At 60.6% G+C, this 11,432-nt stretch carries 14 protein-coding genes; 2 read left to right on the top strand and 12 right to left on the bottom strand.

The annotated features are described in order from the left end of the window. Nucleotides 1–55: 55 nt before the first annotated feature. The 4 genes from HMCN_RS0101595 to HMCN_RS0101580 all read right to left on the bottom strand — a co-directional run bounded on the left by HMCN_RS0101595 (nt 56) and on the right by HMCN_RS0101580 (nt 5,064). Entirely contained in the window at nt 56–1,132 is a 1,077-nt protein-coding gene (locus HMCN_RS0101595) for a branched-chain amino acid ABC transporter permease (protein WP_025915725.1), read from the bottom strand. Between the two features lie 93 nt (nt 1,133–1,225). Further along, complete coding sequence (locus HMCN_RS0101590; RefSeq protein ID WP_025915724.1) at nt 1,226–2,140, bottom strand: branched-chain amino acid ABC transporter permease; 915 nt, start codon at nt 2,138–2,140, stop codon at nt 1,226–1,228. Nucleotides 2,141–2,274: 134 nt separating this feature from the next. Then, nucleotides 2,275–3,081, bottom strand: a complete 807-nt coding sequence (locus tag HMCN_RS0101585; RefSeq protein WP_025915723.1) for an ABC transporter ATP-binding protein — start codon at nt 3,079–3,081, stop codon at nt 2,275–2,277. A gap of 24 nt (nt 3,082–3,105) precedes the next feature. Further along, nucleotides 3,106–5,064, bottom strand: coding sequence for an AMP-binding protein (locus tag HMCN_RS0101580; RefSeq protein ID WP_081801365.1), 1,959 nt, complete (start codon nt 5,062–5,064; stop codon nt 3,106–3,108). 178 nt (nt 5,065–5,242) lie between these two features. Between HMCN_RS0101580 and HMCN_RS0101575 the strand changes: the two genes are divergently transcribed. Together HMCN_RS0101575 and HMCN_RS0101570 are read left to right on the top strand one after the other, a co-directional pair. Then, nucleotides 5,243–5,932, top strand: coding sequence for a Crp/Fnr family transcriptional regulator (locus HMCN_RS0101575; RefSeq protein ID WP_025915721.1), 690 nt, complete (start codon nt 5,243–5,245; stop codon nt 5,930–5,932). Nucleotides 5,933–6,029: 97 nt separating this feature from the next. Then, a complete protein-coding gene (locus HMCN_RS0101570; RefSeq protein WP_035625292.1) occupies nt 6,030–6,869 on the top strand; it encodes a Rossmann-like and DUF2520 domain-containing protein in 840 nt (279 codons plus the stop codon). A gap of 11 nt (nt 6,870–6,880) precedes the next feature. Here the strand turns inward: HMCN_RS0101570 and HMCN_RS0101565 are convergent, their stop codons facing one another. The 8 genes from HMCN_RS0101565 to HMCN_RS0101530 form a co-directional block, all read right to left on the bottom strand. After that, entirely contained in the window at nt 6,881–7,366 is a 486-nt protein-coding gene (locus HMCN_RS0101565) for a hypothetical protein (RefSeq protein WP_025915719.1), read from the bottom strand. Between the two features lie 122 nt (nt 7,367–7,488). Further along, nucleotides 7,489–8,406 carry a cation diffusion facilitator family transporter gene (locus HMCN_RS0101560; protein ID WP_025915718.1) on the bottom strand — a complete coding sequence of 306 codons (918 nt, stop codon included), beginning with the start codon at nt 8,404–8,406 and terminating at the stop codon, nt 7,489–7,491. A 114-nt stretch (nt 8,407–8,520) separates the two neighbouring features. Next, nucleotides 8,521–8,868, bottom strand: a complete 348-nt coding sequence (locus HMCN_RS17075; RefSeq protein WP_051566672.1) for a hypothetical protein — start codon at nt 8,866–8,868, stop codon at nt 8,521–8,523. Nucleotides 8,869–8,968: 100 nt separating this feature from the next. Beyond that, nucleotides 8,969–9,544, bottom strand: coding sequence for an SRPBCC family protein (locus HMCN_RS0101550; RefSeq protein WP_035625288.1), 576 nt, complete (start codon nt 9,542–9,544; stop codon nt 8,969–8,971). A gap of 56 nt (nt 9,545–9,600) precedes the next feature. Continuing rightward, nucleotides 9,601–9,924, bottom strand: a complete 324-nt coding sequence (locus HMCN_RS0101545) for a hypothetical protein (protein WP_025915715.1) — start codon at nt 9,922–9,924, stop codon at nt 9,601–9,603. A 27-nt stretch (nt 9,925–9,951) separates the two neighbouring features. Beyond that, nucleotides 9,952–10,485, bottom strand: a complete 534-nt coding sequence (locus HMCN_RS17070; RefSeq protein WP_369792128.1) for a CHRD domain-containing protein — start codon at nt 10,483–10,485, stop codon at nt 9,952–9,954. A 35-nt stretch (nt 10,486–10,520) separates the two neighbouring features. Next, nucleotides 10,521–10,679 (bottom strand): DUF3309 family protein, encoded by a 159-nt coding sequence (locus HMCN_RS18450; RefSeq protein WP_035625285.1) that lies wholly within the window; start codon nt 10,677–10,679, stop codon nt 10,521–10,523. Between the two features lie 135 nt (nt 10,680–10,814). Continuing rightward, entirely contained in the window at nt 10,815–11,240 is a 426-nt protein-coding gene (locus HMCN_RS0101530; RefSeq protein WP_025915713.1) for a PRC-barrel domain-containing protein, read from the bottom strand. Nucleotides 11,241–11,432 lie beyond the last annotated feature (192 nt).

Below are 11,432 nucleotides of genomic sequence, written 5' to 3'. Positions count from 1 at the left end.
CGTGTCTCCTTCATGTTTTTAAACGGGTAAAACGTGATACAGGGGTGAAACGGGATCAATGCGGGAACGGCCACAGGCGCAATTTTTCCTTGGCAATCTGCCACAGCCGCGCCAGGCCGTTCGGCTCGACAATCAGGAAGAAAATGATCAGACCGCCGAACACCATCATCTGGATGTGCGACACGCTGGCGTTGGTAAACGGCAGATGCAGCAGCGTCGCCAGCGGCGGCAGCAGGTTGTCGAGAAAGATCGGCAGCAGCAAAATAAAGGCGGCGCCCAGAAACGAGCCGAGGATGCTGCCGACGCCGCCGACAATGATCATGAACAAAATCTTGAACGATAAATCAAGAGAAAAGCCGTCCGGCTCGACCGAGCCCAGATAGCAGAATGCGTACAGTGCACCGGCCATGCCGCAATAGAACGAGCTGACCGCAAATGCCAGCAGCTTGGTGCGCATCAGCGGAATGCCGATCACTTCAGCGGCCACATCCATGTCGCGCACCGCCATCCAGGCGCGCCCGGTGGAAGACCTGACCAGATTTTTGGCCAGCAATGCCATCACCGAGACGATCACCAGCACGAACAGATATTTCTGCAGCGGCGTGTCGATCGCATAGCCGAACATTTCCAGCTTCTGCGCATCGATGACGCCGGACGAGCTGTTGTTCGAAAACCAGGAAAACTTGGTCAGCACCCATACCACGAAAAATTGTGCGGCTAGCGTTGCCACCGCCAGATAGAAGCCCTTGATGCGCAGCGACGGCAGGCCGAACAGCACGCCCACCGCAGCCGCGGAAAGCCCGCCCAGCACGAACGACAGCAGGATCGGCATGCCTTCGATGCGCAACTGGAAGTTGTAGGCGGCATACGCGCCCACCGCCATGAAGGCGGCCGAGCCGAGCGACAGCTGGCCGCAATAGCCGGTCAGGATATTCAATCCCAGGGCCGCCAGCGCGAACACCAGGAACGGGATCAGCAAGGCCGAAAACCAGTATTCGCTGGCCACCAGCGGCACCAGCAGAAATGCCACCGCCAGCAACAGGCCGACGCCGATCCGGTCCTGGCGAATCGGAAAGATCTGGCTGTCGGCGACATACGAAGTCTTGAACTGGCCGGTTTCACGGTAAAACATGGGCTTTTCTCCTGATCAATGCGCTGCACCTAGCGTGCAGCGCATATGTACTGCATGGTTTTTATGCGTTTTCAAGCGTACTGCTGGCCGTTCTCAGACCCGGTCGATGTGCTTTTCTCCAAACAGCCCTTCCGGCCGGAACAGCAGAAAAATCAGTGCGAACACATACGGGAACCAGCCTTCGATACCGCCGAAGTTGCCGCCGAACATATCCTGCATCACCGGCGGGATATAGATTTCCGCCAGCTTCTCGGAGGCGCCGATGATCAGGCCGCCGACAATCGCCCCTGGCACCGAGGTAAAGCCGCCCAGGATCAGCACCGGCAGCGCTTTCAGCGCGGTCATGGTAAGCGCGAACTGGACCCCGTTGCGCGAGCCCCAAAGCAGGCCGGCCACCAGCGCCACGAAGCCCGCCACGCCCCATACGATGGCCCAGATGTGCTGCAGCGGAATGCCCAGCGACAGCGCAGCCTGATGGTCGTCGGCGACCGCCCGCAATGCGCGGCCAATTTTTGTTTTCTGGAAAAACAGCGCTAGCACGGTGACCAGCAGCAGCACGGTGCCGGAGGCAAACAGGTCGAATTTGGAAATGATCAGGCCGGTGCTGTCCATGATGGCGACGATCGGCTCATCGACGATGCCCAGATTGATCGCGCGCACATCGCTGCCGAACAGCAGCGGACCCAGCCCTTCGAGGAAGAAAGTCAGGCCGATGGTGGCCATGAACAGGGTGATCGGCGGCTGGTTGACCAGCTTGCGCAGCACGAAGCGCTCGGTCGCCAGCCCCATCACCAGCATCACGCAGAAGGAGCCGACGATGGCGGCCCAGATCGGCAGGCCCAGGTCGATCAGGCCCACCACCGCCAGCGCCGCGAGATACACCATCGCGCCCTGGGCGAAATTGAATACGCCGGAAGCCTTGTAAATCAGCACAAAGCCCAGCGCGACCAGCGAATACATCAGGCCCGAGAGCAGTCCGTTGATGGTGACTTCAAAAAAGAATTGCATCGTTTTATCCCTTTAACTTAAAACGCGCATAGCGACTCACTTCGCTCCCATCTCCCGCAGGCGGGAGATGGGTCGGGGTGGTGAGGGCGGCCATGGCGCTTTCATTCAGTGGTGTGGCGTGTTCGCGATGGCCTTTAATGCGAGGTGCCGAGGTAAGCCTTGATCACTTCAGGATTGCTCATGACCTGATCCGGCGTGCCGTCGCCGATTTTCTTGCCGTAGTCGAGCACCACCACGCGGTCCGAAATATCCATCACCACCCCCATGTCGTGCTCGATCAGCACGATGGTGGTGCCGAACTGGTCGTTGACATCCAGGATGAAGCGGCACATGTCCTGCTTTTCTTCCACGTTCATGCCGGCCATCGGCTCGTCCAGCAGCAGCATGCTGGGCTCGGCGGCCAGCGCGCGCGCCAGCTCGACCCGTTTTTGCAGGCCGTAGGGCAGGCGCCCGACCGGGGTCTTGCGGATGTGCTGGATTTCCAGGAAGTCGATCACTTCCTCGACCTTCTGGCGATGCGCGTTTTCTTCATTGCGGGCCGGGCCTATCCACAGCGCATTGGCCAGCAAGCCGGAGCGCATCTTGGTATTGCGCCCGGTCATGATGTTGTCCAGCACCGACATGCCCTTGAACAGCGCGATGTTCTGGAAGGTGCGAGCGATGCCTTGGCGCGCGGCCTTGGTCGGATCCATCTCGCGGCGGCGCTCGCCGTGAAACACGATATCGCCCTGCTGCGGGTGATACACGCCGTTGATCACGTTCAGCATCGAACTCTTGCCGGCGCCGTTGGGGCCGATGATGGCGCGAATTTCGTGCTGCTTGACATCGAAGGAAATATTCGTCAGCGCCTTGACGCCGCCGAACGAAAGTGAAATGCCCTGCAGGTCGAGAATCACTTCGCCGATCCTGCGCCCGCTGGCGATGCTGTTTTGTGTCGTCATAACGCTTGTGGTCCCGGTTCTGGCTTACGCCGCTTGATGCAGCGGCGGAAAGGTCTTGGCGTCACGGATCTGCAAATCCGCACTGACTTTGCCCTGGCGGCCGTCTTCGAATTTCACCAAGGTTTCGATGAACTGGCTGGACTTGCCGCTGTACAGGGCATCGATCAGCACCGCGTATTTTTCGGCGATGAACTTGCGTCGCACCTTGCGGGTACGGGTCAGTTCGTCGTCGTCCGGATCGAGCTCCTTGTGCAGCACCAGGAAACGGTGGATCTGGGTGCCCGACATCATCGCTTCGGTGGCCAGGTCGGCATTCACCTTTTCGATGCATTCGTTGATCAGGTCGTAGGTTTCCTTCTTGCCGGCCAGGTCGGCATAACCGGAATAGGCAATGCCGCGCCGCTCCAGCCAGTTGCCGACCGCGGTGCTGTCGACGTTGATGAACGCGCACACGGTATCGCGCTCGCTGCCGAAGGCGACCGCCTCCTTGATGAAGGGGAAGAACTTGAGCTTGTTTTCGATGTAGTTGGGGGCAAAGATGTCGCCCTTGTGCATCCTGCCGACATCGGCCGCGCGGTCGATGATCTTCAGATGGCCTTCGGCGTCGAAGATGCCGGCGTCGCCGGTATGAAAGTAACCTTCCGCATCGATCACCTCGGCCGTGGCATCCGGGCGCTTGTAGTATTCCTTGAGCATCGCGGCCGATTTGACCAGCACTTCGCCGTTCCCGGCGATCTTGACCTCGACCCCCGGCGCCGGCATGCCGACGCTGTCGAACTTGATGTTGCCGTCCGGCTGCAGGCAGACGTAGGCGCAGGTTTCGGTGGCGCCGTACAACTGCTTCAGGTTGACCCCGATCGAGCGATAAAAGCGGAACAGGTCGGGACCGATGGCGGCGCCGGCGGTGTACGCGACCCGCACCCGGCTCAGCCCCAGCACGTTTTTCAGCGGGCCGTAAATGCACAGATTGCCGAGCGCGTACTGCAGCCGTTCCAGCATGCCGACCGGCTTGCGGTCGAGGATATCGACTCCGACCCGGCGCGCCACCTCCATGAAATGATGGAACATCCGGCGCTTGATGGCGCCGGCGTCTTCCATCCGGATCATCACCGAAGTCAGCATGTTTTCAAACACCCGCGGCGGCGCGAAATAATAGGTCGGGCCGATTTCGCGCAGGTCGGTCAGAACGGTTTCGCCGGATTCCGGGCAATTCACGGTGAAGCCGGTGACCAGCGCCTGCGCATACGAAAACAGGTTGTCGCCGACCCAGGCCATCGGCAGGTAGGACAGGATGTCTTCGTTCTCGGTCAGGCGGTCGAACGAAGCGCCGCCGGCCGCCGCCGCGATCAGCGCCGCATGGGTCTGGCACACGCCCTTCGGCTTGCCGGTGGTGCCGGAGGTGTACAGCATGACCGCCACATCGTCGGGCCGGCCGGCGTTGACGGCATCCGGAAAAAATGACGGATGGGCGCGATCGAACTCGCGCCCGAGATCCTGCAGCTTGCGGTAGGAGATCAGCTCCGGCTGCGCGTAATGGCGCATGCCGCGCTCGTCCTCGAAAGCGATGTGGGCCACGCCAGGATATTGCGCCTTGAGCTCCAGCAGCTTGTCGACCTGCTCCTGGTCTTCCACCACCACGAACGAGATTTCCGCATTGTCGAGCACATACGCCATGTCGGCGGCGGGTGCATCCTGGTACAGCGGCACCGCAATGCCGCCCAGGCACTGCGCCGCAATCATCGCCCAGTACAGGCGCGGCCGGTTGTCGCCGACGATCGCCAGGTGCATGCCGCGCTGGAAACCCTGCGCCGCCAGGCCGCAGGCCAGCGCACGCACCTCTTCATTGACCTGCAACCAGCTCCAGCTTTGCCAGATGCCCAGATCCTTTTCGCGGTAAGCGGGTTTGCCCGGCCGGGTTTGCGCATGCTGCAGCAATAGTCGGGGAAACGTCATGCCCCCCGGACCGTGTGTTGTCTCCACCATCGTCCAACCTCTTTTATGTATGTGCGCACTGCCAGTCTCGATCAGCACGCTTACGTCGGTCTTACAGCATCCGCTACAAGGAACGTACCGTTTATTTATGGGATGATAGTAAGCGGCATGATGTAATGCCGCTGTCATTTCAAGGACAATTTAGCGACTTTCGATATTGCGACGCACCATGACAACCTCACGCCCGAACTTTTTGAATGCGCTACACCAGACGATCTGGGCGCAGTGCCTGACTCCGCTGCAGATGCAGCATGTGGAAACCGAAATCATCGAGCAGCAGGTGCCGGCCGGCGGCTTCGTCTGCCGCAAGGGCGAAAAAACCGATGCCTGGGTCGGCGTCATCGACGGCCTGGTAAAGATTAACACCCTGTCGGCGAGCGGCAAGTCGGTGACGTTTACCGGTGTCCCGACCGGCGGCTGGTTCGGCGAAGGCTCGCTGCTCAAGGACGAGCCGCGCAAATACGACGTGATGGCCCTGCGCGACAGCACGATCGCGCGCATGCCCGGCAGCACGTTTCGCTGGCTGCTCGATCACAGCCTGCCGTTTACCCAGTTCCTGCTGATGCAGCTCAACGAGCGGCTCGGGCAATTCATCGCCACCGTCGAATACGACCGCCTGCTCGATGTCGATGCGCGGGTCGCGCGCTGCCTGGCCGGCATGTTCAATCCGCACCTGTACCCGGGCAGCGCCAGCCAGCTGCAGATTTCGCAGGAAGAAATCGGCTACCTGTCCGGCACTTCGCGCCAGCGCGCCAACCAGGCCTTGCAAGTGCTGGAAAAAGCCGGCTTGCTGCGCGTCGATTACGGCGCCATCCAGATCGTCGACCTCGATGGCTTGCGCACCTTCCACGCCTCCTGATTATTATTGGCGGGAGTATGGCATTATTTACTGCGATTTCAGCCGGATTACAAGCGATACTTAAAGATACCAATATCAGTATATAAATGATGCGAAAATGAATGGCAATCTGAAGCCCACTTTGAATATCGTCGGCTGCGGCCGCGTCGGGCGCGTTCTGGGGCGCCTGCTTGGGCGCAACAACCTGTTCCGGGTGCAGGATGTGCTGACCCGTTCCCAAGCCGGCGCCGCCGACGCCGCGGCCTTCGTCGGCGCCGGCGCTGCATGCAGCGAAATGGCGGCACTGCGGATTGCCGACGTCACGCTGCTGGGCGTGCCGGACGACCGGATCGCTGCCGCCTGCGCGGCGCTGGCAGCCCGCGGCTTACTGAGCCAGAACAGTATTGTGTTCCATTGCAGCGGCGCGCTGTCCTCACAAGCATTGTCAGCGGCAATCGCTTGCGGGGCGGCGGTGGCCAGCGTGCATCCGGTGCGCAGCTTTGCCGATCCCGAAATGGTCGCGCAGCAGTTTGCCGGCACTTTTTGCGGGATCGAGGGCGATGCGCGCGCGCTGCAGATGCTGCAGCCGGCCTTGCTGGCGATCGGTGCGCAGCCGGTGGCGCTCGATGCCGATGCCAAGACGCTGTATCACGCGGCGTCGGTGTTTGCCTGCAATTACCTGACGACGGTCGTCGATACCGCGCTGCGGGCATACAGCGCCGCCGGCATCGAACCCGAGCTGGCGCGCCGGATGGCGCAACCCTTGATTGCCGAGACCCTGGCGAACATTTTCCGGCTCGGCCCGGAACAGGCGCTAACCGGGCCGATTGCGCGCGGCGACCTGGCCACCGTGGCCAGACAGCAAGCGGCAGTCGCGGCCTGGGATGGCGCGGCCGGCACGCTGTACGAAGCACTGGCCGACGCCACCAGACAGCTGGCGCAGCGGCGCCTGCTCTGACAGGATTTCAGTTAATCCTGGCGGCCATGTCCATGGCCGTTGCCGCGGCCGCCATCGCGCCTGTCATCATTCCGGCCATGATCGCCATCGTAGCCGCGCTGATCGTTATGACCGTTATGGCGCCATTCTTCGCGCCCGCGCCTTTCATGCCGGTGCTCGGCGCGCCAGGGGCGGCCGTAATGCTCTTCCACATAGACGTGCTGGATATACGGACGGCTGGCATTGAGCGAGATCGACACTCCGCCGCTGCTGACATACGCCTGGTATTGGCTCGGCAGCGTCACGCCGGCCTGCCAGTTGCCGCCGCTGAACCAGAACCATGAGCGCGTCTCCGGTGCGTAATATACCTGGCGCGCCGGGTAATACACATAGCGATGCGCGTGCTGGGAACGGTAGCCGTGGGCCGGAGCCCAAGGCGGCGGTTCGGCTCCGGCAGGCAGGCCGAAACCGAGGCCGGCCAGGAACGCGCAGACCAATAAAACATGCTGTTTTTTCATAATGAACCCTCTTCTTTCCGGTGCTGCGGCAGGATGCCTGCACTTTCCGCCTATGGTAGGTCCGGCGAACGGGTTTCAGGTGTTACATGCGCGCTGCATTTGTAAGCGGAAGCTACCAAGGATCAGGCGCTGCGCGTTTTCGGCACCACCGGATCGACGTGGGTCATCACATTGAGCACGTCATGGTGCGCCATCACCCGCCGGCGCGCATCGACTGCAATATCGTGGCCTTGCACCACGGTCATGCCGGCATCCAGCTCCAGATGCACATCGACGATGGCCAGATCGCCGACCCGGCGCGTACGCAGATCGTGCAAGCCGAGCACGCCGGGAGTCTGGCGCAACGTCTGCTCGATGGCGGCGATCTCTTCTGCCGACACCGCGCGATCCATCAGATCGTGCAAGGCATTCCAGGCAAAGATGGCGCCCATCCGGGTCACCATCAGACCGACCACCAGCGCGGCGATCGGATCGAGCAGCGCAAAACCCAGCAGGTTGCCGCCGATCCCGATCGCCACCACCAGCGAAGACGCCGCATCCGAACGGGCATGCCATGCATTGGCTACCAGCAGCGAGGAGCGCAGCCGTTTGGCAATCGCCAGCATGTAACGAAACAGTAATTCCTTGGCCAACAAGGCGCCCAACGCCACGTACAGGGCAACCATATGAACCTGGGCAATCGTGTGTGGAGATTCGATCTTGATGAAGGCCGACCACAACATGCCCAGGCCGACCGCCAGCAACAGCCCGCCCAGCACCAGCGAGGCCGCATTTTCATAGCGGTGATGGCCATAATGATGGTCGGCGTCGGCCGCCTTGCTGCTGTGGTGGCTAGCTAGCAGGACCACGAAATCGGACAGCAAATCCGACAGCGAATGGATGCCGTCGGCAATCAGTGCCTGCGAACCGGCCAACAGGCCGGTCGCGACCTGCAGCGCGGTCAGGATCAGGTTAACAAAGACGCTGACCAAAACGCTGCGCCGCGCCGCCTGCTGCGCGTGCGGGGCATCGTGCTCGTGGTCTTCAGGGAGTTCTGTCATGGATGGCGGCATCACGTTCCGATGCGCTGGGTGTGGTCGGCGGATCGCAACGACTGCCGTTGCACGTTATTGGATGACGGCGCAGGACGGTGCTGGCCGCGACCGAAACTCCGGTTAATTGACAATTGCCTCCTTTGGCGCAAGCCCGGCTGCCTGGGCCGCAGGCAAGGTCGCTTCCGGCTTGACTTCCGGCTTGATGACCTCAATCTTGTTTTCGCGCATATAGCCGTCCATCTCCTTCCAGCCGCTGAAAACCGCAGCCCGTTTGGCCTCGGGATTGCGCGCATAACAATCTTCAATCGCCCGCCCGGCGTGACGGCAGGCGCCTCCGGTAGCGCTGGATTCCGCATCGCGGCCGGCCGACTCCTTGACCGGATCGGCAATCCCCAGCCGCTCACAGGAAGACAACGTCAGACTCGTTGCCAGCGCAACGCCAAGAACGTACCAGAATCGAATGTGCATGTTGACGTCAGAAAAGAATTGGATCAGCCGATTTTATCCTGTAGCGCCGGAAAAGCGAAATATTGCATCCGGATCGCGCCGGCCGGTCCCGATTGGCGCGCTAGCGACTCGCGCCGGAACGCCGCTCGACTTCGGCCACCACCGCCGCCAGCATCTTCTGCACATCGGCCTGCACTATCGCGCGCCCCAGCAGCAAGGGCACGAAAAAATCCGGCTCCAGGCTACCGCGGTAGGCAATCCGGGTGCCGCCGTCCAATGGCGACGCTGCCAGTTCCCAGCGCGAGGCATAGTGCCTCATGTCGCCCGCCAGCAGCGCCACGTCGAGCCTTGAAAAGGGCTGCTCGGTCACGCGTACCACCAGATGAATCGCTTGCCGCACGAACACGAAGCCGATACTGCCCTGTTGTTCGATGACGACTTCATTGCCACGGCGCGACAGCAATTTCGACGATAGCAGGCCGGGCACAAACTCCGACAAGCGGCCGTAATCGGTCAACACCGCCCAAGTCTGTTGCGGCGTGGCGCGGATCAAGCCCTGCGCCTGAATCTCGAACAAGATGCGGCCTCTTTTGCGGTTGCGTCTGACGCTGACCTCGACACTGCCGTTCGACACGCCTTCCTTGGTCAATACCAGTGCGCTACAAGTGATCGCCAAAAGAAGGAAAAAGTATGTCATGCGTACAGCCCGGCCAAAGAATGTCGCTAAACAAGCAGGCAGCCGGGCGCCGGATCTTAAACCGTTGACCAGTGATCGGGGCCGCCCTCGCCGTGATGCTCATTAAACTCCAGCAAGATGTCTTCGCGCACATTTTCCGGCAGGTTCGGGTATCGCGCTCCCGCTTCTATCGCGCGATATTCGCTGATTGCCGCTGCCAGCGCCATCGGCACCGGGTATTTATCCAGAAAGGCGGCGATCCATTCTTCGCTCAGGCTGGCCTTTAACTGACTGCGCTGTTCGTCGCTCAGAGGGGCGAAGCTGCCTTCGCCAGCATCGATTCTCTGCATCAGCGCATCCAGTTCCTGTGCGGTGGGTGGTGGCTCCGGGACCTGATCCATGACGATGCTCCGTTGGCTTGCACAGAATTATTTGGGAGCCAACTGGGCCCGAATTTCACCCCCCGGATGGGCTGCACTGTGAACGTTGACGTACAGGTTGCCGGACATATAACTGGCGTATTGGGCATCGGTCAGCAACGCGCCTGCCGGGACTGCCCATGCGTTGTCGGCATTTTTTGCCAGCGGAATGATAACCGGGCCGTTGACGCCGGCAGCGCCCTCATGGATATGGGCAGCCGTCGCGTCGATGCCCTGGGTCATGATGCTGCCGCGTACCGCTTTATCCGCCGACACCGTAATCGTGCTCCTGCCAATGGCGGCGCTGTTGACCGGAGGTACTTCATGGCTGCCATCCAGTCTGACGCTGGACCTGCCCATCATCATGCCGCCTGGCATGCCATGCACATTGTCGCCGTACGTGCCTTGCATGTGGTCGCCGTACATGCCTTGCATGCGTTCATCGTGCATGCCCGTGCTGGAAGTGGAAGCACAGCCGGCCGCCGCCATAACGGTTAGCGCGCTTAACAAGGCAGGCGCCAGTTTGCTTGAAAGGGTATTCATGCGCATCCTCCATCGGTTAAAAAATGGCCCCGGCTTCAGAGCCGCCCCAGCAGCAGCAGGATGAGCAGAACCACGACCACAATGCCAATAATTCCGCTCGGGAAATAGCCCCAGCCTTGGCTGTGCGGCCAGCTCGGCAGCGCGCCGATCAGGATCAGGATCAAGACGATCAGCAGGATGGTTCCGATACTCATGATGGCCTCCTCTATTTATTGGATAGCCGACAGCAGCCCATCGGCATGTTTTTCAAAGCAGGTACATAATGCACTCATGAAACCGCACGACCGTGATCGATATTCGATGTGCTTGATCCAATTCCGCATGCAAAATCAGATGCCAGGATCATCCGAATAAGGCTGGGTGCCGTAATAGGTATGAATCTTGTCGATCCATGCCGGGCTAGCCATATCCGGCCAGTGATCCGGATCGAATCCCGGCGCGTTTTTGAAGCGCTCCTTATCGATTTTCAGGATGAAATGCTGGTTGAAAGTATTGAGCTTCAATGCATTCCACGGCACCGCGAACAGTTTTTCGCCCATTCCCAAAAAGCTGCCGAACGCCAGCACCGCATAACTTACCCTGCCGGTGCGCATGTCCAGCATGATTTCCTTGATGTCGCCCAGCTCTTCGTCCTTGTCGTTATAGACATCGGTCCCGATGAGCGTGTGTGCGCCCATCAGCTCAGGTCCGGGGCCCTTGCCGGTATCGCTCTTGTACATCCCGTACGTATCGCGATCGTCGTCTTCATAGCTCATGGCCATCTCCTCTGGCAATGCAATCCAGTCGATATTGGAACCCTGCTCAGAACAGTCTGTGCGCGTTCCGGCAAATGTTTTTGATGCGCGTCAATTCAAACCAATTTGGCAAACAGCGCGTGCCGCGCACTGCCGCAGCAATCGATAATCGGGCCTGAATGCCCTATGATGAAAGATAGATGGATTGCGCCA

It is taken from the genome of Herminiimonas sp. CN (assembly GCF_000622895.1).
GTDB lineage: Bacteria > Pseudomonadota > Gammaproteobacteria > Burkholderiales > Burkholderiaceae_D > AVCC01.
Note: the sequence above shows the minus strand (reverse complement) of the source record. Positions and strands in the feature narration are given on the sequence as shown.

Bases quoted from the DNA above. Each gene is read 5' to 3' on its own strand.
- HMCN_RS17075 (WP_051566672.1), bottom strand. From the start codon at position 8,868: ATGCACATTCGATTCTGGTACGTTCTTGGCGTTGCGCTGGCAACGAGT.
- HMCN_RS0101570 (WP_035625292.1), top strand. From the start codon at position 6,030: ATGAATGGCAATCTGAAGCCCACTTTGAATATCGTCGGCTGCGGCCGC.
- HMCN_RS18450 (WP_035625285.1), bottom strand. From the start codon at position 10,679: ATGAGTATCGGAACCATCCTGCTGATCGTCTTGATCCTGATCCTGATC.
- HMCN_RS0101580 (WP_081801365.1), bottom strand. From the start codon at position 5,064: ATGGTGGAGACAACACACGGTCCGGGGGGCATGACGTTTCCCCGACTA.
- HMCN_RS17070 (WP_369792128.1), bottom strand. From the start codon at position 10,485: ATGAATACCCTTTCAAGCAAACTGGCGCCTGCCTTGTTAAGCGCGCTA.
- HMCN_RS0101565 (WP_025915719.1), bottom strand. From the start codon at position 7,366: ATGAAAAAACAGCATGTTTTATTGGTCTGCGCGTTCCTGGCCGGCCTC.
- HMCN_RS0101550 (WP_035625288.1), bottom strand. From the start codon at position 9,544: ATGACATACTTTTTCCTTCTTTTGGCGATCACTTGTAGCGCACTGGTA.
- HMCN_RS0101545 (WP_025915715.1), bottom strand. From the start codon at position 9,924: ATGGATCAGGTCCCGGAGCCACCACCCACCGCACAGGAACTGGATGCG.
- HMCN_RS0101560 (WP_025915718.1), bottom strand. From the start codon at position 8,406: ATGACAGAACTCCCTGAAGACCACGAGCACGATGCCCCGCACGCGCAG.
- HMCN_RS0101585 (WP_025915723.1), bottom strand. From the start codon at position 3,081: ATGACGACACAAAACAGCATCGCCAGCGGGCGCAGGATCGGCGAAGTG.
- HMCN_RS0101590 (WP_025915724.1), bottom strand. From the start codon at position 2,140: ATGCAATTCTTTTTTGAAGTCACCATCAACGGACTGCTCTCGGGCCTG.
- HMCN_RS0101595 (WP_025915725.1), bottom strand. From the start codon at position 1,132: ATGTTTTACCGTGAAACCGGCCAGTTCAAGACTTCGTATGTCGCCGAC.
- HMCN_RS0101575 (WP_025915721.1), top strand. From the start codon at position 5,243: ATGACAACCTCACGCCCGAACTTTTTGAATGCGCTACACCAGACGATC.
- HMCN_RS0101530 (WP_025915713.1), bottom strand. From the start codon at position 11,240: ATGAGCTATGAAGACGACGATCGCGATACGTACGGGATGTACAAGAGC.